The sequence below is a fragment of the Streptomyces thermoalcalitolerans genome, assembly GCF_039525155.1.
GTDB lineage: Bacteria > Actinomycetota > Actinomycetes > Streptomycetales > Streptomycetaceae > Streptomyces > Streptomyces thermovulgaris.
The window spans coordinates 47,443-69,495 of sequence record NZ_BAAAHG010000037.1 but is presented as its reverse complement, the minus strand read 5'-3'; the positions used below and the strand labels follow the sequence as shown (position 1 = coordinate 69,495).

The 22,053-nt window shown below is 70.8% G+C and carries 16 protein-coding genes, 1 tRNA gene and 1 pseudogene; 4 read left to right on the top strand and 14 right to left on the bottom strand.

What is annotated here, in order from left to right:
* Nucleotides 1-1,205: 1,205 nt before the first annotated feature.
* Nucleotides 1,206-2,189, top strand: coding sequence for an ABC transporter ATP-binding protein (locus ABD224_RS20315; protein ID WP_344051907.1), 984 nt, complete (start codon nt 1,206-1,208; stop codon nt 2,187-2,189).
* Here ABD224_RS20315 and ABD224_RS20310 read toward each other — a convergent pair.
* The 3 genes from ABD224_RS20310 to ettA are packed head-to-tail and all read right to left on the bottom strand — an operon-like array spanning nt 2,176 to nt 4,985.
* Nucleotides 2,176-2,865: a DUF8010 domain-containing protein gene (locus tag ABD224_RS20310; RefSeq protein WP_344051905.1), complete on the bottom strand. Its 690-nt coding sequence runs from the start codon at nt 2,863-2,865 to the stop codon at nt 2,176-2,178. The two genes, ABD224_RS20315 and ABD224_RS20310, sit on opposite strands and share 14 nt — an antisense overlap.
* Nucleotides 2,862-3,311: an acyl-CoA thioesterase gene (locus tag ABD224_RS20305; RefSeq protein WP_344051903.1), complete on the bottom strand. Its 450-nt coding sequence runs from the start codon at nt 3,309-3,311 to the stop codon at nt 2,862-2,864. The genes ABD224_RS20310 and ABD224_RS20305 overlap by 4 nt, the downstream gene beginning before the upstream one ends.
* Before the next feature lie 9 nt (nt 3,312-3,320).
* Entirely contained in the window at nt 3,321-4,985 is a 1,665-nt protein-coding gene (gene ettA, locus ABD224_RS20300; protein ID WP_344051901.1) for an energy-dependent translational throttle protein EttA, read from the bottom strand.
* A gap of 426 nt (nt 4,986-5,411) precedes the next feature.
* On the opposite strand from ettA, the gene ABD224_RS20295 reads away from it, so the two are divergent.
* The gene (locus tag ABD224_RS20295) at nt 5,412-6,521 is read left to right on the top strand and encodes a cation diffusion facilitator family transporter (protein WP_344051899.1); all 1,110 of its coding nucleotides are present in this window, start codon (nt 5,412-5,414) and stop codon (nt 6,519-6,521) included.
* Nucleotides 6,522-6,968: 447 nt separating this feature from the next.
* Here ABD224_RS20295 and ABD224_RS20290 read toward each other — a convergent pair whose 3' ends face one another.
* From ABD224_RS20290 to ABD224_RS20275, 4 genes are all read right to left on the bottom strand, one after another.
* Nucleotides 6,969-8,372, bottom strand: a complete 1,404-nt coding sequence (locus tag ABD224_RS20290; protein WP_344051897.1) for a Cys-Gln thioester bond-forming surface protein — start codon at nt 8,370-8,372, stop codon at nt 6,969-6,971.
* Between the two features lie 108 nt (nt 8,373-8,480).
* Nucleotides 8,481-9,014: a single-stranded DNA-binding protein gene (locus tag ABD224_RS20285; protein WP_344051895.1), complete on the bottom strand. Its 534-nt coding sequence runs from the start codon at nt 9,012-9,014 to the stop codon at nt 8,481-8,483.
* Nucleotides 9,015-9,378: 364 nt separating this feature from the next.
* Nucleotides 9,379-11,445: a GTPase gene (locus tag ABD224_RS20280; RefSeq protein WP_344051893.1), complete on the bottom strand. Its 2,067-nt coding sequence runs from the start codon at nt 11,443-11,445 to the stop codon at nt 9,379-9,381.
* Between the two features lie 3 nt (nt 11,446-11,448).
* On the bottom strand, nt 11,449-13,062 hold the full coding sequence (locus ABD224_RS20275; protein WP_344051891.1) for a dynamin family protein: 1,614 nt from the start codon (nt 13,060-13,062) through the stop codon (nt 11,449-11,451).
* A gap of 322 nt (nt 13,063-13,384) precedes the next feature.
* Between ABD224_RS20275 and ABD224_RS20270 the strand changes: the two genes are divergently transcribed.
* A tRNA-Arg gene (locus tag ABD224_RS20270) sits at nt 13,385-13,460 on the top strand.
* A 456-nt stretch (nt 13,461-13,916) separates the two neighbouring features.
* Here ABD224_RS20270 and ABD224_RS20265 read toward each other — a convergent pair.
* From ABD224_RS20265 to ABD224_RS20235, 7 genes and pseudogenes are all read right to left on the bottom strand, one after another.
* Nucleotides 13,917-14,410 (bottom strand): annotated as a pseudogene (locus ABD224_RS20265) (ATP-binding protein); the annotation flags it as partial.
* Between the two features lie 157 nt (nt 14,411-14,567).
* Nucleotides 14,568-14,885 (bottom strand): hypothetical protein, encoded by a 318-nt coding sequence (locus ABD224_RS20260; protein WP_344051889.1) that lies wholly within the window; start codon nt 14,883-14,885, stop codon nt 14,568-14,570.
* Nucleotides 14,886-15,195: 310 nt separating this feature from the next.
* Complete coding sequence (locus tag ABD224_RS20255; protein ID WP_344051887.1) at nt 15,196-16,479, bottom strand: hypothetical protein; 1,284 nt, start codon at nt 16,477-16,479, stop codon at nt 15,196-15,198.
* A gap of 474 nt (nt 16,480-16,953) precedes the next feature.
* Nucleotides 16,954-17,178, bottom strand: coding sequence for a hypothetical protein (locus tag ABD224_RS20250; RefSeq protein ID WP_344051884.1), 225 nt, complete (start codon nt 17,176-17,178; stop codon nt 16,954-16,956).
* A gap of 645 nt (nt 17,179-17,823) precedes the next feature.
* Nucleotides 17,824-18,048: a hypothetical protein gene (locus tag ABD224_RS20245; protein ID WP_344051884.1), complete on the bottom strand. Its 225-nt coding sequence runs from the start codon at nt 18,046-18,048 to the stop codon at nt 17,824-17,826.
* Between the two features lie 1,618 nt (nt 18,049-19,666).
* The gene (locus ABD224_RS20240) at nt 19,667-19,969 is read right to left on the bottom strand and encodes a hypothetical protein (protein WP_344051882.1); all 303 of its coding nucleotides are present in this window, start codon (nt 19,967-19,969) and stop codon (nt 19,667-19,669) included.
* Nucleotides 19,970-20,422: 453 nt separating this feature from the next.
* Entirely contained in the window at nt 20,423-20,662 is a 240-nt protein-coding gene (locus ABD224_RS20235; RefSeq protein ID WP_344051879.1) for a chaplin, read from the bottom strand.
* A 285-nt stretch (nt 20,663-20,947) separates the two neighbouring features.
* Here ABD224_RS20235 and ABD224_RS20230 point away from each other — a divergent pair, with 285 nt between their 5' ends.
* Nucleotides 20,948-22,033 (top strand): DUF3344 domain-containing protein, encoded by a 1,086-nt coding sequence (locus tag ABD224_RS20230; protein WP_344051877.1) that lies wholly within the window; start codon nt 20,948-20,950, stop codon nt 22,031-22,033.
* The last annotated feature ends 20 nt before the right edge of the window (nt 22,034-22,053 follow it).

The window sequence follows — 22,053 nt, the reverse complement described above, 5'->3', positions numbered from 1 at the left end:
AGTTCACATTGTCTTCCTAAGACCGCTTGGCCTCCGACTTCGCGCCGGGGCGGACGGCCCGCTGCCGGCCGGCCTGCCCGACCGGGTCCGCCGGACACCGGGCGTGCGGGAGGTCACCGAGGTGAGCCTCGACCACCAGGCCGAGGCGGGGGACAGTCCGGCCCGGGTGTCGCTGGCGGGCGTCGACCCCGCCGGCTACGCGGCCCTGGCCGGCCGTACCGGGCTCGGCGCCTTCCCCGGGGAACGGCTGCGCCGCCCGGCCGGCTCCCAGGCCCCGCTGCCGGCGCTGGCCTCCCCGTCGGTCGCCGAGAAGCACGGCACCCGGCCTTTCCCGGTGCGGCTGGACGACGGCACCGAGGTCACCGTCCGCATCGCCCTGGTCCGGGACCACACCCCGGCCGTGCCCGGCACCGGCTTCCTGGTCGTGGACCGGGCCGGACTGACCGAGAAGACGGCCCGCACCACCACCCTGCTCGTGACCGGCGACCGCCTGGACGCCGACGCCCTGCGCCGGGCCGTGGGCGGGTCCGCCACGGTGAGCCTGCGCTCCGGGGAACGGGCCGCGTACGTCGACTCGCCCCTGCAGTCCGGCGCCGAGACCCTCTATGCGGGGGCGGTGGCGGCCGGTGCCGGGTACGCCGTCCTGGCCCTGCTGCTCGCCCTGCTGCGCGCCGCACCCGAACGGGCCGCGCTCCTCGCCCGCCTGCGCACCATGGGACTCACCCGCGCCCAGGGCCGCCGCCTCCTCGTCCTGGAGTCGCTGCCCCAGGCTCTGCTCGCCGCGGTGGGCGGCGCGCTGACGGGCTGGGCGGCCATCCGCCTTCTGGCCCCCGGCATCGACCTGACGGCCCTCGCCCTGCCGCCGAAGGCGACGGCCGTCGGCGAGAGTGCGCTGCGGGCGGATCCCCTGTCCCTCGCCCTGCCGGCGGTGGCGGTTCTGCTGCTGGTGGCGGGGATCGCCGTCGGGCAGGCGTGGTGGACGGGGCGGCGAAGCTCGGTCCAGGAGCTGAGGGCGGGGGACGCGCGATGAGGCCGGCCGGGCGTCACAGCCGCCGCGGTCGCCACGGCCGTCCCGGTCCCCGCGACCGCCGCAGCCCTTCACGTCACCTCAGCCGCTCACGTCACCACAGCCACTCACGTCACCACAGCTACTCACGTCACCCCAGCCCCTCATGTCGCCGCAGCCGCCGTTCAGGAGACCCCCGATGACGACGAACCCCAGCCTGGCCGACCTGGCCCGGCGTGCCGCCGCGGACCGCTCCCATCCGGTCTACGGCCACGACGCACTGATCAGCTGCGACCGTCTGGTCCGCGTCTTCACCACCGACGGTGTGGAGGTGCAGGCGCTCCAGGGACTGGACCTGCTCGTCCGCGAGGGCGAGCTCATGGCGCTCGTCGGCGCGTCCGGCAGCGGCAAGTCGACCCTCATGAACATCCTCGCCGGTCTGGACACCCCCACGGCCGGCGCGGCCCGGGTCGCCGGCCACGACCTGCTCACCATGACCGCGAAGGACCGCCTCCGTTACCGCCGTGAGGTCGTCGGCTTCATCTGGCAGCAGACCTCCCGCAACCTCCTGCCCTATCTGACCGCGGCACAGAACGTCGTCCTGCCCATGCAGTTGTCCGGGACGTGGGGGCGGGGCCGCCGTGCCAAGGCCGAACGCGCAAGGGATCTGCTGGATCTGCTTCAGGTGGACGACTGCCGCGACCGCCGCCCGCACGAGATGTCCGGCGGTCAGCAGCAGCGTGTCGCGATCGCGGTGGCCCTCGCCAACAACCCCGCGGTGCTGCTCGCCGACGAGCCCACCGGCGAACTCGACTCCCGCACCGCCGAGCAGGTCTTCGCCGCCTTCCGCACCGCCAACGAGAGCCTGGGCACCACCATTGTCATCGTCACCCACGACCAGGCGGTCGCCGGCGAGGTCCGCCGCACCGTCGCCATCCGCGACGGCCGTACGTCCACGGAGGTGCTGCGCCGCAGCGAGGTGGACGCGACGACCGGGGACGAGCGGGTGGTGAGCCGCGAGTACGCCATGCTGGACCGCGCGGGCCGTCTGCAACTGCCCGCCGAGTACACCCGGGCCCTGGGCATGCGCGACCGGGTGGCACTGGAGCTGGAGCAGGACCACATCGCGGTGTGGCCGGACGACAGCGAGGAGAGCCGGCCGGACCGGGTCAGCGGACGCTGACGCCCAGGGCGCCGAGCCGGTCCTCGGTCCGCCGTACGGCGATCGAGCCGTACGGTGTGCGCAGCCGCAGCCACGCACCCGACGAGAGCAGCGCCAGGCCCCCCGGCGCGGAGTCCTCCGACGGCCTGAGGAACCGCAGCGACTGCGCCGCGTGCACCGCACGCACGGGCAACTGGGTCCGCCCGACCATCCGGGACCAGATCTCCCGCCCGATCCGGTCGAGTTCGGCGCGCGTGCGCCGCTCCTGGGCCAGCGCCTGCGTGCGGGAACGGAATTCGGCGACGGCCGCGGTCACCATCGCGCCCAGTTCCTTCGCCGGGGGAAGCCCCGGCTCCGGGCGCCAGCCGCCGCGCGGCGGGAGCACACCCGCCCACGGCGGGCCGGTCACCGCGGCCGGGACCCGGGCCGAGGCCGCCGACTCGTCGAGCGACTCCAGCAGTTCACCGGCGGAGACGGTCACGTCGAGGGTGACGCCGGGCCCCTCCCCGTACGGCTCGGCCAGCCGCACCGCGCGGACCGCCAGCACCTCGAAGGACGGCGGACGCCCGAACACCGCGAGCGCCGTGCCGACCGTCTGCAGGCGCACCGCGGCGGCACGGTCGTAGTGCAGCAGCCGGGAGAGGAAGGCGGCGAGGTCCGCCGCCTCCGTCCCGTCGGCGAGGCGGAGCACCGTCATGCGGCGACGGCCCCCTCCTCGACGCCGGCTCCCTTCCCGGCGCCGGCCGCGTCAGCCGCGTCGTCCATGTACTTCTGCAGGAACTCCCGTTCCTCGGCGGTGAGCCGGCGGGGGCGTTGCGCTTCGAAGTCGAACGGCACGATCACCGTCGAGGCCCGGACATAGATCCGGTCGCCGTCCTTGATCTCGTAGGCGAGGGTGAAGGACGCCGCCCTGATCTCGGTGACCCACAGCTCGATGTCCACCGGCTCGTGCCGGTGGACGAGCTGCCGCTTGTAGTCGATCTCGTGGCGCGCCACCACGGACCCCTGCTGGAACTCCTTGTCCGGGCGGAACAGGAAGTCGATACGGGCCTCCTCCAGATAGCGGAGGAACACCACGTTGTTGACGTGGCCGTACGCGTCCATGTCCGCCCAGCGCAGGGGGCAGCGGTAGAGATGGCGCATCTGCTTCGATCAGCCCCGGGTCAGCTTCTTGTAGGTGGCACGGTGCGGGCGGGCGGCGTCCGGGCCGAGCCGCTCGATCTTGTTCTTCTCGTACGACTCGAAGTTGCCCTCGAACCAGAACCACTTGGAGTCGCCCTCGTAGGCGAGGATGTGCGTCGCCACGCGGTCCAGGAACCACCGGTCGTGGGAGATGACCACGGCGCAGCCGGGGAACTCCAGCAGCGCGTTCTCCAGGCTGGACAGGGTCTCGACGTCGAGGTCGTTGGTCGGCTCGTCGAGGAGCAGCAGGTTGCCGCCCTGCTTGAGGGTGAGCGCGAGGTTGAGGCGGTTGCGCTCACCGCCGGAGAGCACCCCGGCCGGCTTCTGCTGGTCCGGTCCCTTGAAGCCGAAGGCGGACACATACGCCCGGGACGGCATCTCCACCTGGCCGACGTTGATGTAGTCCAGCTCGTCGGAGACGACGGCCCACAGCGTCTTGTTCGGGTCGATGTTCTCGCGGTTCTGGTCGACGTAGGAGATCTTGACGGTCTCGCCGACCCTGATGCTGCCGGAGTCCGGCTGCTCCAGGCCCTGGATCATCTTGAACAGCGTGGTCTTGCCGGCGCCGTTCGGGCCGATGACACCCACGATGCCGTTGCGCGGCAGCGTGAAGGAGAGGCCGTCGAACAGGACCTTGTCCCCGAAGGCCTTGTGGAGGTCCTCGACCTCGACGACGACGTTGCCCAGGCGCGGGCCCGGCGGGATCTGGATCTCTTCGAAGTCCAGCTTCCGCACCTTCTCGGCCTCGGCGGCCATCTCCTCGTAACGGGCCAGACGCGCCTTGGACTTGGCCTGCCGCCCCTTGGCGTTCGACCGCACCCACTCGAGCTCTTCCTTCAGGCGCTTCTGCCGCTTGGCGTCCTTCTGGCCCTCGACCTTGAGGCGGGCGGCCTTGGTCTCCAGGTAGGTGGAGTAGTTGCCCTGGTAGGGGTAGGCACGGCCGCGGTCGAGCTCGAGGATCCACTCGGCGACGTTGTCGAGGAAGTACCGGTCGTGGGTGATGGCCACGACGGTGCCCGGGTACTTGGCCAGGTGCTGCTCCAGCCAGGCCACGGACTCGGCGTCGAGGTGGTTGGTGGGCTCGTCGAGCAGCAGCAGGTCGGGCTGCTCGAGCAGCAGCTTGCACAGCGCGACGCGGCGCCTCTCACCACCGGAGAGGTTGGTGACCGGCCAGTCGCCGGGCGGGCAGCCCAGCGCGTCCATGGCCTGCTCCAGCTGGGCGTCCAGGTCCCAGGCGCCCGCGTGGTCCAGCTCCTCCTGGAGCTTGCCCATCTCCTCGAGCAGCTCGTCCGAGTAGTCGGTGGCCATCTGCTCGGCGATCTCGTTGAACCGGTCGAGCTTGCCCTTGATCTCGGCGACGCCCTCCTGGACGTTCTCCAGGACCGTCTTCTCCTCGTTCAGCGGGGGCTCCTGCAGCAGGATGCCGACGCTGTAGCCGGGGGTGAGGAACGCGTCACCGTTGGACGGCTGCTCCAGCCCCGCCATGATCTTCAGCACGGTCGACTTGCCGGCACCGTTCGGGCCGACGACGCCGATCTTGGCACCCGGCAGGAAGTTCAGGGTGACGTCGTCGAGAATCACCTTGTCGCCGTGCGCCTTGCGCGCCTTGCGCATGGTGTAAATGAACTCAGCCAAGAGAAACCGTCCGGCAGCTTGGAATCAGGCAGTGGGCAGATACACCCCATCTTGCCGTACCGCCACCCCTGGGCGGAAACTCATGGGACCCAATAGCTCTGACCTGCGCTTTCGTCGGCGGCCGGGAAACGGCTCGCCGGTCGCTTCCGATCACCCTCGGCCGGTTCCGGACAACCTCGCACGGTCCGGGGACGGCCCGCGTCCAGAAGGGCGGGCGCTGCGGGCAGGACGTGTCCGGGCCCTTCCTCCGGCCACTCGCCGGCCGGAACGGATCCTCTCGCACGGCTGATGCCGCACGGCTGCGGCAGCCTGAGCCGGCCGTGGTGGAGCAACTGCCCCCACAGGGCTGTTGCGAGCACATCGCACCTGGTCAGACGGTGTATGACGGCTGTAGCTGCAATCGAATTCGTGTGCCACGGTGAGCGCATGAAGGGGAAGCAGCACACGCACCACGGCCATGGACACCCGCACGGTCACGCCGGCGTGGACTCCGGGCACCCTCACGGCGCCTCCCGGCTGAAGCGTCTGCGGCACCGGCTCGCGCACCTGGTGACGCCGCACAGCCACGAGGCCATCGCCAAGGTGGACGCGGCCATGGAGACCTCCCGCGAGGGCATGCGCACGCTGTGGATCTCACTGGCCGTCCTGGGGGTCACCACCCTGGTGCAGGGCGTGATCGTCGCCCTGTCCGGATCGGTGGCCCTGCTCGGGGACACCCTCCACAATGCCGCCGACGCGCTGACCGCCATTCCGCTGGGCATCGCCTTCCTCCTCGGCCGGCGGGCGGCCAACCACCGCTACACCTACGGCTACGGCCGGGCGGAGGACCTGGCGGGCGTCCTCATCGTCGCGACCATCGCCGCATCCGCCGTCCTGGCCGCCTGTGCGGCCGTCGACCGCCTTCTCAACCCCCGTGACATCACCCATCTGTGGGCCGTCGCCGGCGCCGCACTGGCCGGCTTCATCGGCAACGAATGGGTGGCCCGCTACCGCATCCGCACCGGCCGCCGCATCGGCTCCGCGGCCCTGGTCGCCGACGGTCTGCACGCCCGCACCGACGGCTTCACCTCCCTGGCCGTCCTGCTGGGCGCGGGTGGCACCGCACTCGGCTGGCGCGCCGCCGACCCCGTCGTCGGACTGCTCATCACCCTCGCCATCCTGATGGTCCTCAAGGACGCCGCCCGCGAGGTCTGCCGGCGGCTGATGGACTCCGTCGATCCCGGCCTCGTCGCCGCGGCCCACACCGCCCTGCGCGGTGTCGACGGCGTCCTCGGCACCGGGACGGTGCGGATGCGGTGGATCGGTCACGCCCTGCGCGCCGAAGCCGACATCGTGGTCGACGCGCGGCTGACCGTCGTCCAGGCCCACCGCATCGCCGTGGCCGCCGAGCACGCCCTCATGCACGCCATCCCGCGCTTGACCGCCGTCACCGTCCATACGGACCACACCCCCGTCGAGGGCGATCCGCACGCCCTCCTCGGCCACCACACGGCACACCCGGCGCACGCGGCCCGGCCGGCCGTCAGCGGTCACTGAGGAGATCACCGAACGACGGACCCGGCCGCCGCCCTGACGGCTCATCGGGACACCCCGGCCGACACCTTCGAGGCACCTTCGACGACGAACCGGACCACGGGCCGAACGCAGAACACCCCCGCGCCGCCGGCCTGGAGGGCCGCTTCCCGGTCGGCGACGCCACCACCCCGCCCGCTGAAGGCGAACAGTCCGACGCCCTGCTCCCCCGGCATCCGGCGTGGCCCCTGCCCGCCCCCGGCCCACCCCGCTCAAATGGATCGTCCGGCTCCGCTCCGGTGGCTCACCGGTCCCGAGCGAAGGCCGCCGGCGCGAGGCAGGACAGAGCGGGGCGGCCGCCTTGCGCAGGACGACCGCCTTGCGCGGGACAACCGCCTTGCGCCGGGCGGCCGGCCGGTCGGTGCCATGGGGCCGACCGGCCGGCGAAGAGGTCACCGCACCTGTGCGCGGTCAGTCCTGGGTGGCCTTCTGCTTGCGGACGATGCTCAGCACCGTGGCGCCCAGGACCAGCAGGCTGAGGCCGCCCGCGGCGATCATGGGGGTGGTGTCGGTGCCGCCGGTGTCGGCGAGGTTGGTGTCGGCGGAGGGGGCGCCGACCGTGAGGGGGCTGGGTGCGCTGAGCGTCCGGGCCGTGGTGCCGACCGGGCTGCCCTGGGTCTCGCAGTCCAGGACGCCGGTGAAGCGCTGCCCCTGGCCACCCGGGCCGGTGATCGTGAAGTCGTAGGCCTGGTCCTCCTGGAGCGGGATCGTCACCGTCCGGGAGGTGCCCGCGGCGATGGTGTGCCGGGTGCCCATCAGCTCGAAGGCGAACGGCTCGTCGCCCTTGTTGACCGCGGTGATGTCCAGGCCGCCCTTGGCGCAGTTCTTCGTCGCGGACAGCGCGGGTATCGCGCCCTGCGCGGCCCAGGTGACACGGGCGGTCGCGGCGACCGTGGACTCGCTGGAGCCGGCCAGGATCTGGGTCTGGCTGCGGCTGTCGGAGGTGAAGGCACGGCCGACCGGCACGGTGGTGGAGGCCTGTGCGGTCAGCGTGGCCGTGCCGTCCGCGCTGTCCTCGGGGACGTCGAAGAACACCTGGCTGCCGTTGGCGACGGAGGTGATCTCCTCGCCGTTCCCGTCGACGATCCGCACGCCGCTGGTGGCGGCTCCCACGGAAGGGGTGAGCGTCACGCTGCTCGCGTCCGTGCGCACCGTCACCGGGCCGATCCGCTCACCCGGGTGACCGGAGACGGCCGGCGGGTCGAGGGTCAGCGAGGCCCGCGGTTCGGGCAGGTCGCGGGCGCTCTTCTCCAGGTAGTCCGCGAGCTTCTCGGCCTCGGGGTCGACGGCGTCGACGTCCGCGCCGTCGGAGTAGCGCCAGATGGCCACCTGGGTGCCGACCGCCGCGTCCTGCTCGGTGAGGTTCCTGACGCCCGCCTTGGCGGCGAGCGCCGCGAGGTCGTTCACCTGCGGGTAGGAGTTCTGCAGGATCCAGCGGATCTTCCCGGCGTCCTTGTTGGCCGCCAGCGAGGTGCCGCTCCACGGCGTCTCGTGGTACTTGGCGTCCCGCTGGGTGGGGTTGTGCAGGTCGACGCAGTAGGTCTGCAGGGTGCCGCCGCCGTCGACGGACATCTCGAACAGCCCCGCGGCGATCTGGTGGTCACCGGTGTCGTCATGGACGACAGCGGTGCCGTAGACCTTCAGGCCGCCCAGGGTGGCGGTCGCCCCGCCCGGACTCTGCGGTGTCTCCTCGGCGGCGGCCGGGCCGGCCGCAGCCAACACACCGGCGGTGACGAGCCCCGACACCAGGGCCGCGACGGCGAGACGAGCTGTCCCTCGCCCGCGCGCGGACGGCCCGGAGTACCAAGCACACACGGAAATTCCCCTCCGAGCGGGACCGTTGACGCAGGGGGGTGCGGTCCCGCCAGCAGAATCTTCAAGCCCCGAGAGCCATGCCCGGCATCCTAGGTACCACCCGCACCATCAGCTGACTGTCACATCGTCAGATGACCGATCCGAATCGCAATCGTTATGACCAAGATCGGCTGACGCCTCGTTCCGGCCCGTCGCCGCGGCCGCCGGCTCGGGTGGTCGCGGTGAGAGTGCGTCCGGGGCCACTGTCTCCCACGCGGGCTCCTGTCCCGTGGGCTGCGGTTCCGTCCTGACGGTGCGCCGGAAGGCCGTCGTACCCCGGGTCAGGTCGTGGCCGATCGTCAGGGCGTCGATGTCCGCCCAGGTCCTGCTGGTGCCGTCGCGGTTCTCCGTGCGCACCTTGAGCCGACCCTGCACGATGACCGGGTCGCCCACGTTCAGCGACGCCACCGCGTTGTCGGCGAGCCGGCGGTTGGCCCACACCGTGAAGAAGTTGGTGTGTCCGTCCGTCCAGGCGTTCTTCTCCCGGTCCCAGTAGCGGGAGGTCGCCGCCAGCCGGAACCGCGCCGAGGTGCCCGAGGGCAGCTCCCGGTGCACCGGCTGCGTCGCCACATTGCCCACGGTGCACACGATCGTCTCGTTCATCGTCCGATCCCCTCCTCCGCCCGGCCGCCCGGGCCGCGCGGACACATGTACGGGCCCGTCCCGTACGGCTGCGTCTGCCGTGACGACCGCGTCCCTCGCGATCGCCGCGGGACCAGACTGCCTCCGTCGGGCCGGGCCCGCTGGGGCCTGTGGACCACCGTCCGCCTGGGGAAAACTCCCTCACCCGTACGGGTGACAGGGACGGCCGGAGCGGCAGAAGCGGCAAAGGCGGCAGGGGTCTTCGCCCTGTCTCACCGCACTCTCGTCCTCACTGCGTTCTCGCCCTCACCGCGTCCCCGCCCTCATCACCGTGCTCATCCCCGTGCTCATCCCCGCCCTCGATTCCCGCCCTCGATTCCCGTCCTCACTGCATCCTCGTCCCCAGGACCCGTGCGTACTGCTCGCGCACCTCCTGGTACCGCAGCAGCTCCGCCGCCACCGGATCCAGCACCCGGGCACGACCGCATCCCGCCGCGGCCTCCCGCAGCCGGCGCTCCGCCTCCTGCCCGTACCGCCGTGCCGGTCCCCGTGCCGCGATCCGGCAGCTCCACTCCACGAGCGGCCCGCCGACGATGCCGGCGATCATGAGCAGCACCGGTACCCCCAGGTTCGGCGCCATCACCCCGATGATCTGTCCGGTCAGCCACAGCCCCCCGACGACCTGGAGGAGTGTCATCGCCGCCTGTGCGAGGACCGCGGCCGGCCACCAGCCCGGGCGCAGCGGCCGTCCCGGGGGCTCCTCGGTGCGTGCCGCCAGCTCGTCCAGCGCCTCGGGCAGCCCCTGGGCACCGCGTACGGCGGCCTCGCGCACCCCCTGCGCCCAGGCCGCGGGCAGGCCGGCCGAGGCCCGGTCGGCCACGGTGCGCACCGCCTGTTCGACGCGCTGCCGTGCGGTGGCCTCCTCCTCCGGCTGTGCACGCAGCGGCAGCCGGCCGGTGGGCGGCTCGCGCAGGTCCCGGCACCACCGCCACAGCCGCAGCCAGGGGGTGCCGCAGGCCTTGCTCGCATTGCGCAGCCAGGCCCGCTCGGCCGCCTCGCCCGCCGCGGTGGCGCCCACCGCGTCCGCGAGGCGGGCCGCGAACTCCTCGCGTGCCTCCTCGCTGAGCCCGGCGCCCCGCCGGGTGGCGTACACGGGCCGCAGGTGCTGTGCCGCGGCGCGCACATCGGCCGAGATCCGCCGTGCCGCGGCCGTGCGCTCGGACACGAACTGGCCGAGTGCCTCGCGCAGTTCACCGATGCCGTCCCCGGTGAGCGCGGACACCGCGAGCACGGTCGCGCCCGGCTCGCCGTGCTCGCCGAGCGCGACGCCGTCCTCGTCGAGCAGCCGGCGCAGGTCGTCCAGGACCTGTTCGGCGGCCTCGCCGGGCAGCCGGTCGACCTGGTTGAGGACGATGAACATGACCTCCGCGTGGCCCGCCATGGGACGCAGATAGCGCTCGTGGAGGACGGCGTCGGCGTACTTCTCCGGGTCGACGACCCAGATGACGGCGTCGACGAGCGCGAGGATGCGGTCCACCTGCTCACGGTGCTCCACGACGGCCGAGTCGTGGTCGGGCAGGTCCACCAGGACCAGCCCGCGCAGCTGCGGATCGGGCTCCGGGCCCTGCAGGGGGCGTCTGCGCAGCCGCCCGGGGATGCCGAGGCGGTCGAGGAGGCTCGCCGCGCCGTCGCTCCAGCTGCACGCGATGGGCGCCGCGGTGGTCGGCCGGCGTACGCCGGTCTCCGAGATGGCCACTCCCGCGAGCGCGTTGAACAGCTGGGACTTGCCGCTGCCGGTGGCGCCCGCGATGGCGACGACGGTGTGCTGTCCGGAGAGCCGGCGCCGTGCCGCCGCTTCGTCGAGGACCCGGCTGGCCTCGGCGAGGGTGCCGCTGTCGAGCCGGGTGCGGGACAGGCCCACCAGTTCGCGCAGCGCGTCGAGCCGTGCCTGCAGCGGTGCGTCGTACGTCAGCGGGGGCACCGTCGGCGTCCTGGCGGGCCTGGACTCGGCGGGCAGGAGGGGGGTGGTGCCGGTGGTGGCCGGCTCGGTGACACGGCGCGCGATCAGCCCATCGTCCCAGACGCCGTCGGGCTCCGTACGGCTCGGGGGGTCGTCGTCCTTCACGCGCGGGGGACGGTCGTCGTGCCCCACGCGCGTGGGGGCGAGCGTGGCGTGCGCGGTCTCCGCCGCGGAAGCGGAGAGGCGGTGTTCCTCGGCGTTCACCGGTTTCTCCGGCCTCTCGGGCCTCTCGATCCTCTCCGGTTTCTCCGGTTTCTCCGGTTTCTCCATGTTTCCGGCCTCCGGAGCGTCCTCGACCGCCTGAAAGTGCTCGATCCCGTCCTCCCCCGTCTCCTGCCCGCCCGGTCCGTTGCTCCTGATGGCGACGACGCCCTCCGTCTGCTCGGTGTGCTCCGTGTGTTCCGTTCGGTCCTGGTCAGTGACGGCGGTCACCGGTCACCTCTCCTTCAGCAGTACGGACAGCGCGGCGATCAGTTCGGCCTGGGGTTCGGGGTGCACCTCGAGGGCGTCGAGCGGGGCCAGACGCCGCTCACGCTCCTTCTGCATCACCCGTTCCAGGAGCTCGGCGAGCAGCCGTCCGGCGCGGTCGCGCAGCCGCAGTGCCCCGTGCGCGCCGATCCGCTCTGCGAGCTTTTCGCCCGCGGACCGCGCACGGCGGCCCCCCAGCAGCCCGGTGGCGGCCAGGGCCGCGACGACCTCCGGGTCCGGTGCGACGCCGCGCTCCAGTTCGTGCACCTCGTCCTCGGCGTACTCCTCCAGTTCGCGCCGCCATCGCCGTACGGCCAGCCCGATACGGTGCTCGGCGCTCTCCGGCTCCGGATCGCGGACGGCGAGTTCGGGGGCACGGGCGGCCGGCTCGCGCCGCCAGGCCTCGTCGATGCGCTCGTCGGCGGCGGTGACCGCGCACAGCAGCAGGGCGCCGAGGCTCTCCGTGAGCGCGTCGAGCAGCTCGCCGGCGGAGCAGTCCAGAGGGAAGGCACGCCACCGTTTCAGGGCGTCCCCGGCGAGCACGGCGCCGGCCTGCAGCCGGCTCCGCACGCGCGCGTACTCGCTGTCGTAGGCGCTGTCGACGGCGGAGGTGAGCCGCAGCGCGGCCGCGTACTGGGCGGCGGCGGCGCTGGCCAGCTCGGGCATCCGGGACTTCAGCGAGTCGAGCAGGCCGTGGGCCGTACGGGCCATGGCGTACTGCCGGGCGGCGGGGTCCTGGGCCTGGTGGATCAGCCAGGCGCGCAGCTGGGCGACGGCGGTGGCGGGCAGCAGCCCTCCGCCCCAGGCGGACTCGGGCAGCTCCGGCACGGTGAACCGCGGCACATGACCGAGCCCGGCCTTGGTGAGCAGTGCCCCGTACTGGCGGGAGACCTCGGAGACGACCTGGTGCGGCACCCGGTCCAGCACGGTCACGAGCGTGGCGTCGTACTCCTTGGCGGTGCGCAGCAGATGCCAGGGGATGGCGTCGGCGTACCGGGCGGCGGTGGTGACCATGACCCAGATGTCCGCGGCGCAGATCAGCTCGGCGGCGAGGAAGCGGTTGTCGGCGACCAGGGAGTCGATGTCGGGCGCGTCGAGCAGGGCGAGGCCGGGCGGCAGGGTCTCGACGGTCTCCACGCGCAGGATCCGCGAGGGGTCCTGCCCGGGTGTCAGCACGCCGTCCGTGGGGTCGGGCTCGTCCCGGGGCGTCCACACGCGCGTGAGATGGGGCAGGACGCGCATGCCGCTGAACCAGTGGTGGTCCTCCGGGTGGCAGACCAGCACCGGGGTGCGGGTGGTCGGCCGCAGTACGCCCGCCTCGCTGACCCGCCGTCCGACGAGGGAGTTGACCAGGGTGGACTTTCCGGCGCCCGTGGACCCCCCGACGACCGCCAGCAGCGGCGCCTGGGGCTCCTTGAGCCGGGGCACCAGATAGTCGTCGAGCTGGGCGAGCAACTCGTCGCGGTTGGCACGCGCGCGAGGAGCCCCCTCCAAGGGCAGCGGAAAGCGCACGGCGGCGACACGGTCGCGCAGGGCGGAGAGTGCGTCGAGCAGTTGAGGCCGTACGTCCAAGGTCACCACATGCGAAGAATGCCCAATTTTAGGGGAATTCTGAAGCATATGAGCGTGTTCGCGCGCCGACGGAACACAAGGGGCGGAAAGGGCGACTGGGACGCGGGTAGAGCCCCGGCATAACGAGTGCACAACACCAGGTGCGCCGAACGCCAAAAGCGATGCGAGATTCGCACCTGCCTGCGATTATCAGGACCGCTTCACCGGACCTCCACATCGAGCCACGGAGGCGAAGCAACAGGGACAGGGATCCGGGAGCCCTATCCTTGTCCCCGGCGCTGTCAGGGATCAGCCCTCACTCGGGCACCAGGACAGAGGCCGCGCCACACAGGCCCCCGTAGCTCAGCGGATAGAGCAGGCGCCTTCTAAGCGCTTGGCCGTAGGTTCGAGTCCTACCGGGGGCGCCACCTGTCACCAGCACAAATGCCCCGGAGGGAATCCTCCCTCCAGGGCGTTTCGTGTCCGTGACGGCACCGCCGACGGCAACGCTCCCGCCACTGCCGGCCGGCGGCCCCGGCCGGCTCAGGGCAGCCCGCTGCTCCCTCGGCTCGGCGCGGGCGCGTATGGTCCTGGTCACATTGAGCGCGCCGTGCCCCACGACGGCGCGGGCGGCGGGCGGTGGGACGCCGGGGCCGAGCTGCACCGCACAGGTGTGCCGCAGGTCACAAGCCGAACCCCTCCCCCATCCAACCGTTCCCACCGGCGGAGTACGTCGGCACACGGCCGGGAACGGTACGGAACGCCTCGAGCGGCATGTCCTGGGCGCGGCCGGCATCAGCGCTCCGCCGCTCCGCCGGAGGGCCGCACGAATCTCCAAAAATCCCCCGTTCAGGCCAACGTCCGGCCCGAGCCCGGTGCCGGTGTCACAGCGTCACATCGGCCCGCTGGTCGAGCGGGTCGTCCCCGTCTCCGCCGGATTCCGCCTCGCCGTCGTGCAGGGGCTGCCCGGTCCAGATGATCTTTTCGGTGGCGGTGCACCGGGTACCCCAGCGCTCGGCGTACCGGGCGGCCGGGAACAGGCCGCGTCCGCCCTCGTCAGTGGTGGCCGCGTGACGCGGATGGGGCGAGGTGCTGCTGCCGTCGGAGACCTCGCAGATCAGTTTGCGGTTCGCAGCAGGCGGACGTGGACGGGGGGGCGCTGCTGTGGCGGACGGCGTTGGTGACCGGTTCGCCGAGGATGAGTTCGGTGGCGAAGCCGGCCTCCGCCGGCCCCCATGCCTCCCGTCGCGCCACGGCCTCGGCGCGGACCCGCGGCACGGCCGCGGTCGCAGGGCACGTCCCAGTCGGCGACCTGCTCGGGGCCGAGCACATGGGTGCGTACCACCAGCAGGGCGATGCCGTCGCTCGCGCGGCCGGGGGAAGGGCGTCGGTCCTGCGCCCCTCCGCGTCCGGGGGCAGGTCCGGCAGCCGCCGGGCCTCGCTGTTGGCCGGCAGCAGCCGCCCGTCCTCGCCGACGATCAGAACGCCTTCCCGCACCGCGTGCAGGATGGCGTCGTGGTGGTCGTACATCCGTGTCATCTCCGCCGGCCCGAGGCCGTGGGTCCGGCGCAGCGGACCCCGTCCCTGGAGTACACGACGACGAGGTCGGCACCGGTCTCTTTCGTGACCTTCTCGGCGAGAGGCTGCAACTGCCCGGAAGGATCGGGGCCGGTCATGGATCCCGGCGTGTCCGGGGCGTACACCGGCGTCCCGGCGATGTCCCGGGACCGCTGCCGGGCATCGGCCATGCCGTCCTCGCGGGCCTGGAGCACAAGGGCCGCCGGAGCGGCGGCGACGACCAGGACGACGACCATGACCTGGAGCAGGAACACCTGCCCGGCGACACGGCGCACCCGGCCAGGAATCGCAGCGGACCCACGGGCAGCGCCGGTACGGCCTTCTCCCCGCCGCACTCCTGGGGCCGCCAGCCCGAGGGCCGGCGAATGCGCGTGAACACTTTTCCGTTTTCCGTTTTGCGCCCTGCTGTCCGGTCGGCGTGCGCGGGCGTACGGCGCCGGACGGGTCGGCGGAGAAAGCAGAACGGTCTGCCGACTTCTTGGTCGGCAGACCGTTCTGGGACGGGACTGATCGCCGGGGCCGTAAAGGCGCACCCGCGCGGCGTGGCCGGGCGGCTCCGGTGGCCGCGGCTCCCCGCCGCGGCGGTCACGGCCTCCCGTGCTGGTGCACCTCGGCGAGGTCCGCCTTCTTGCTGAAGCGCTTGCGGATGAGCTGGACCACCGCACTTCCCAGGTACCAGAGCATGAGCAGGATGCCGGCCAGCGACAGCAGCAGGAAAAGGATCTGCACGCAGGCCGCCGCGGTGCTCAGCACGGGGGTGCTGCTGGCGGTGGCGTTGGTGAAGAGCTCGCGGGACGTGTTCCACGCCGCCATCGCCATCTGGGGGATGCGGAAGGCGATGAGGCCGAGTTGCAGGGCGAGGGCGGGCAGGACCGCGAGAACCCAGACCGTGACGACGGCCTGGGGCCACCGCTTGAGGGCCTTGAGCCGCTCCTCCGGCGGCCGTCGCAGGATGTTGCGTCGCAGGATGGGCCCGATGTACTTGAACAGATCCGGGATGCCGACCAGGTCCGAGATGATGTAGTACCCGTCGAAACGGAGGGTCGGCAGAAGCTGCTGGAGCATCTCCAGATTGACGAGCATGATCGCCGCCAGCACCACCGGGGACGGGTCGGCGAGGTACAGCGCGATCAGGCCGAGAATGAACAGGCTGTTGAAGTAGACGCCGCCCAGAACGGTGCGCAGCCGTCCGGTCCGGTCGAGCCGGTAGGAGTTGGTGACGTCCGTGTAGAAGGCCGGCCACACCAAATAGAGCCCGCACCCCATGACCCCGGGGCGCACTCCCCCGTAACGGCAGGCCGCGGCATGGCCGATCTCATGGAAGGCCGCGGACGCCAGAGCCAGCCCCAGCATGATCAGAACACCGCTGGGGTCGGACATCACCGCGATCATGGCGTAGCTCGCGTTGTGGGTGCTGAACAGCCAGATCTCGGCGGCCAGGAACGCGGAGACGAACAACAGCACGAGAACGGGCTGGAACAGCCAGGCGAACAGTCCCGCGAGGAACCAGGAACCCTTCTCGGACACCACCGCGGTGCGATGCCGAAGACCGAGGAACGGATGCGCGGCCTTGGTGAACTCGGCAAGGGTGCCGTCGCTCCGCGTGGTGATCCCGAGCGGTGCGAGTTTGTTGTCGAGCACGAAGGCCACATGCTCGGCGGCGAACGTACGTCCCGTGGCCCGGGTGACTTCCTGCGCCACGCTGTCGAGCAGCTGACGGCTGTCCCCGGACTTCACCGCCTCGCCCTGGTGCCGCTCCAGCGCCCTGGCGGTCTCGTAGAGCAGATCGGGCAGTTGGATGACCTGCCCGTCGAAGCGGTACACCAGGCGTGGTGGACGACGGTATCCGGAGCCGGCGAACTCGCCCACCAATTCGGTTCCTTCGGTGAGCATGGGCATGGCCCCGGCAGGGGCAGGCGGCTCTGCCTGAACCGGCGTGGATGTGTGTGTACTGATGGTGGTCTCCCAAAGGGATAGTTCTCCCGCCGGGCCTTGTGGCGGCCGGGCCTGCAGGGGGTCGCGCTCCTTTACGGAGGCGCACGCCGCTCCGCTGTCCTTACCGTCTTCCGTCACCGCCTTCGGCACGTCACAAGTGATATGTGCCGCTGTCGGAGAGCGCAACGACAAGCAATGTGTCTACAGGAAACAGCGCCCCGAAAAAAGCACCGAGCTCCTCCGGGGGGATTCCGGAGCCAAGAGTCGCTCATCACACAAAAAGCGGCGCCATGGCGCCTCGACGAGGCACTCGGCACCGCTTCGGACGCCCGATGGCACATCTTTTCGAGCGCATGCGCATACGAGGCCGGCGGCCGGGACAGAACGCCCCGGCCGCTGCCCCGCCAACTAGTTGGAGCTGGCCACGGAGGCGTGGCAGACCTGGTTCTGGGACTGGGTCCCCAGGAGGTATCCGAGGACACCCGACGGCTGGAGCTGCTGGGTCGCGCAAACGGGGTTGCTCACAATGTTGCTGCCGTCGTGGCCGCCGCCGTAGAAGGCCGACAGCACCGCGCGCTCCGGCAGCATCTCGCCGGTCAGGCCGTCAAGCTCTTCGAAGCTGATCTTCGACACGGAATTTCTTCCCTTCGGTCTTCTGCGATGGAGCCCAGCCGTTGCGGAGCCCCGTGAGCAGAATTGAACACCCAGCCCAACGATCACTCCAGCGTGAAGACCCGCGCCGTCACCCATACAGCCAGAAGTTGCCACAGACGGAGCAACCGGCAGATAAATGCACCGTGCAGATCCGCGGCTGTTCGGTGAACTCGGCATGAGCGCGCGGAAGATTATGCGGCCGTCAACTCGCCTTCTTCAGCGGGTACATGGATGCGTCTGATGCGACCCGGTGAAGCTCGAACCGATGGACGCGGCCGACTCCGCAGGGAACCGGGCATCTCGGCGAAAGCGCGCGCCGCTCTGCTGCCCCCACCATCTGCTGCCACCGCCTTCGAGAAGCCATAACCAGCCATAATGAGTATGTGCTGCTGCCGAAAGCGCAGTGAGGAGCAATGTTTCTATGAGAAACAACGCCCCGGAAGGAACACTGGGTTCCTCCTGGGCAACTCCAGAGCCGGGACACTCAAAACACTGAAAACGGTGTCGCGCCACCTCGACGAGGTACCCGGCACCGTCTCGAACACCCGATGGCACATTTTTTCGAGTACATACGCATACGAGGCCGGCGGCCGGGACAGAACGCCCCGGCCGCTGCCCCGCCAACTAGTTGGAGCTGGCCACGGAGGCGTGGCAGACCTGGTTCTGGGACTGGGTCCCCAGGAGGTATCCGAGGACACCCGACGGCTGGAGCTGCTGGGTCGCGCAAACGGGGTTGCTCACAATGTTGCTGCCGTCGTGGCCGCCGCCGTAGAAGGCCGACAGCACCGCGCGCTCCGGCAGCATCTCGCCGGTCAGGCCGTCAAGCTCTTCGAAGCTGATCTTCGACACGGAATTTCTTCCCTTCGGTCTTCTGCGATGGAGCCCAGCCGTTGCGGAGCCCCGTGAGCAGAATTGAACACCCAGCCCAACGATCACTCCAGCATGAAGACCCGCGCCGTCACCCATACAGCCAGAAGTTGCCGCAGACGGAGCATTTACCAGATAAATTCACAACGTTGGTCTGCGGCTGCTCAGACGAACCAGGTACGAGCCACGGAAAGCTCCAGGGCCGTCGATTCGCTTTTCTCAGCGGGCATCCGGCCTCTCCCGACACCGGTCCCCGAGACGATCGGCGAAAGCGTTGTTCACTCTGTGGCAGGTGATTTTCCCGAGGAACCCGCCGCGCCCGCGCCTCGCGTGATATCGACGCCCGAGGGCCGTGGGGGTCGCGGGCCGTCACACGGTTGTCCCAAGAAGTTCCCCGGCCGGGCTTTCCGCAGCTCTCTCGCCCGGCACGACCGCGAACCGGTGCCTGAGGGATGTCCCGTGGGATATGGGCATACACAACGCAGGCAGGGACGTACGACCGCACTCGCGTCGGCCACCGCGATGGCTGCGCGGAACGTGCCCGCGCAGTGCGTTTCCGGACCGCCTCCGCACCCGTTTCCGCCGACAAGAGCCCCCAGCAGATCCTTCCAGGGCAGATCCAGTCCGCGACCCGACAGAGGCAAGGGCGACCTTCACCACGGTGTTGTCCGAGGTCATCAGGAAAGTGCAGCAATGACGGCCGCGACGACGCTCCACAAGCGCAGTCGGCTCACGCTCGTACCTTCTCGTGGCATGGGGCGTCGAACTCGCCGTCATCCCCGCGGTGCTCATTTCTTCCAGGCTGGTCGACGCCTGCGCGGTCGGCCCGGAGCGGCGTGCCGGCGGAAGAGGACGGCTGATCCGTGTCCCGCTTTTCCGCTGTGTGCCTCCGAGGCTGCCTCCGCGTACGTAAACAAAGGTTCGATGGGCCAGTGCCGTCATCGGTGGCAGACACACGCGGCCACCCTCTCGCCCGGGTCGCTGCCCTCACACTCGACGAAACGGCCTTCGCCTCAGGAGACGCTGCTCGCCGTGGACAGGCCCGTGCCCGGGATGGTCATGGTGGTGCCGCCCGCGAGCGGGCAGCCGGTTCTATACCACGAGTGGCCCACAACACCGCGTGTCCGACAAGGGTGTCAGCCAAGGGGTCATCCATGGGAACCAACTCGGCATTGTCGCCCGACAACCGACCAGTCGGTGCCGCGGACGTGGCACCGACTGGGGATCCAAATCCCCCTCGAGGGTGCCCATCGCGGCTCCGGCGGAGCCCGAGCCCCCTGTCCGTAGAGGGGCTGGAGGACACACCGGAGTCACGCCCCCGAGCGGGATGGGCTGCCCACCGGTTGGATGTCTCCAGTGACTCAGGACACCGATGCAGGCGGCAAGGGACGTGAGACCCCGTCACTCCCTTGGTGGGGCGTACTGAGGGGCGCACTCGATTTTTCTCGGCCCGGGATCCGCGCAGCGGGTCTTGTGTCGCAGCCGGGCTGGTGGGGCTGGGACAGCGCGGGCGGGAAAACGGGGCGGCGCGGGCGGGAAAAACGGAGTCGGCCCTCGACGCCATCGAGGGCCGGCTCCGTACGGCTGAGACGACCTGGTCTCAGTCCTGCAAGGGCAGACCGCCGAGCAACGGCTTGCGGTCGTTCAGTGTGTTCGTGGTGTCCTTCACCGTGTGGAGCACCGACCCCTTGCTCTCGGTGTCGAGCACCTTGTCGGAATCGACCTTCAGGGACATCGTCCCCAAGGGACCCTTGGCGTCACGGGTGCCTTCGGTGGTCGTGTTCACGGCGCCGTCAAGGTTGTAGGACGCCACGGGGGTGGAACTCTGTGCCACCGCCGGCGTAGCGGCACCGGCGACGATCAAGGACCCGGCAACGACGGCGGCAGCCTTCAGGGACTTCATCCGTATTCCTTTCTTCGGCAACGTAGGTCGCCGGAGGAGTTGTGTCGCCGTGTACAACGAGCCCTGGCCTGGGCGGAAACCTGGGGCACCGAAGTTTCCGACTCCTCATATGAGATTTCCGAAGGAGCGACAGCGTTCACGCCTCGGCGGCGGTACCGGCGGTGATCGGCTGCACCGGGGACAGCGTCCGTCTCGGCCCCAGCGCGTGACGTCGGCGGCACGGCGCACCGGGTGGCTCCCCCGCGCGACCGCGTTCACGGGCCGGACCGGCCGGCAGGACGGCGGGTCCGGCGATTCTCCGTCCTTGCCGTCCGGGGATTTCGAAAGCGACCCGGCCGAATTCGAGGACGAGTTGGACGGACAGGCCGGCCGCTCCCTGTCCCCGGCATGGAAAACGGCACCGGCCGCTCTCCTTGCCGAAAGAGCGGCCGGATCGGGGGAACAGGAGGGGCGTCAGTCGATGGCGCAGGTGTTGTTGGTGGCCGGGCTCAGCGCACCGACCACGTGGACGGTGTTGCCGCAGGCGTTGACCGGAACGTGGGCCGGAACCTGAACGACATTGCCCGACAGCAGCCCCGAGGAATTGAGGGCGCCACCCGTGGCTTCGCTCTCGGCGGAGGCGACGCCGGAACCAGCGACGATGGCCGAGGCCGCGACCGAGGTGAGGAGCAGGCCCTTGGTGATGCGCGACATGGAATGCACTCCTTGGAGTTGACTTCTCAAAGACCCGAGGCAAGATGCCCGGCTCTCTGTCAACGCGAGGCCCACCCCCAAGTTGTGCCGCCATTCGGGTGATCCCAGGAAGAGGCCCCTCCTTCACGACTCCGACACACTTTTCAGGTTTCATAGGATTTCATCGCAATTGTCCAGTTAGTGGCTAATGTTGCGGCGCACCTTCCAACACCCCTGTGCAGGCGGACGCGCCTCATCGGTACGCCGCCTGTCACCCCACCTGCCTTCGAAAGGTCGACGACAGTCATGCGCCACTCCCTGGCTCCGCTGCTTCGTGCGACGGTGGGCACCGTCGCCCTTGCCGCGCTGTGGGCCCCCGCCGGCTCACCCGCTGCTGCCGCGCTGCCCGCTCCGGAAGCCCCCGGCATCACGTTCGGCCAGCGGTACCACGCGATCCAGCACGGCGGCATCGTGCGCGCGGCCAACGTCTCCATCACCTGCCGTACGACCCCGGGGGCGCCCTCGTGCTCGGCCGCGCAGACCGGCGGACGCGGGAAGAACGGCGACTTCGACATGTTCTACGTCGACGTCGACGACGACCCGAACACCTACAACTCCTCCCAGGCGGAGGTCCGTCTGCCCGCCGGCTCCCGGGTGACGTACGCGCGCCTGTACTGGGGCGGCAACCTGCGCGTGGGCGAGCAGAAGCCGCCGGAGGACAACAACCGCGTGCTGATCGCCGAACCCGGCGGGGCGTACAAGGAACTTCTCGCCGACACGGTGATCGGACACCGCGTGGCGGACGGCGCCGATGCCTTCCAGGCGTCGGCCGACGTGACGAAGCTGGTGCGGGAGAGCGGTCCGGGCCTGTACACCGTGGCGCAGGTCAATGTGGCGGCCGGTAAGTCGGCGGCCGGGGCGTGGGGCGGCTGGACGCTGGTGGTGGCCTACGAGAACCCGGCGGAGCCGCTGCGCGACATCGCGCTCTGGGACGGCTTCGCCCCGCTGAAGTCCCGCGGGGCACAGGAGATGCGGCTGCGCAATCTGCGCTTCCCGGCGAACGCCAAGGGCATCGCCGGATTCGTGGCGTACAACGGCGACCGCGGCACCACCGGTGACTCCTTCACCATGACGGATGGTCAGGACAAGTCCGTCACCCTCTCGAACCCCGCCAACCCCGCGAACGATGTCCTGAACTCCACCATCAGCGACCCCGCGGCTCCCCCGGCGCGTGTGCCGTCGTACGCCCACACCCTCGGCTACGACTCCGATGTGTTCGACCTGACGGACCAGTTGCCGCGCACCGGTGACCAGATGACCTTCCGGCTCCACTCCCAGCGGGACACGGCGTGGACGGGCGTGCTCTTCGCCGCGGTCGACACCCAGCGATGAGCGCCTCTTCCACTGCCCCG